Raw genomic sequence first — 725 nt, 5'->3', positions numbered from 1 at the left:
TTGAAGAATGGAGTATGACGACCACCTTCATCTTTAGAAAGTACGTATACTTCTGAAGTGAATGTAGTATGTGGGTTGATTGAACCAGGCTTAGCTAGTACTTGACCACGTTCAACGTCTTCACGTTTAGTACCACGTAGAAGTGCGCCGATGTTTTCGCCAGCACGACCTTCGTCTAGAAGCTTACGGAACATTTCAACACCAGTACAAGTAGAACGAGTTGTATCATTGATACCAACAATTTCTACTTCGTCATTGATGCGGATGATACCAGCTTCAACACGACCAGTTACAACTGTACCACGACCCTGGATTGAGAAAACGTCTTCGATAGGCATGATGAATGGCTTATCGATGTCACGCTCTGGCTCTGGGATATAAGAATCAAGTGCGTTTGCAAGCTCAACAATCTTATCTTCCCACTCTTTCTCGCCTTCTAACGCTTTAAGCGCAGAACCAGCGATTAGAGGTAAGTCATCACCTGGGAAATCGTATTCTGAAAGAAGTTCACGAACTTCCATTTCTACTAGTTCAAGTAGTTCTTCGTCATCTACCATGTCACATTTGTTCATGAACACGATGATGTAAGGAACGCCAACTTGACGAGAAAGAAGGATGTGCTCACGCGTTTGTGGCATAGGGCCATCTGTCGCAGCAACTACTAAGATCGCGCCGTCCATTTGAGCAGCACCAGTGATCATGTTTTTAACATAATCGGCGTGACC

Annotated in this window: 1 protein-coding gene; it reads right to left on the bottom strand. The window is 44.4% G+C overall.

Features of this window, described 5'->3' with window-relative positions; all coding sequences use genetic code 11:
- Nucleotides 1-725, bottom strand: a 725-nt coding sequence (locus tag H5126_RS21250) for an elongation factor Tu (protein WP_182721557.1), incomplete at both ends; no start/stop codon positions are given.

The organism is Pseudoalteromonas sp. SG45-3, assembly GCF_014164075.1.
Lineage (GTDB): Bacteria > Pseudomonadota > Gammaproteobacteria > Enterobacterales > Alteromonadaceae > Pseudoalteromonas > Pseudoalteromonas distincta.
Note: the sequence above shows the minus strand (reverse complement) of the source record. Positions and strands in the feature narration are given on the sequence as shown.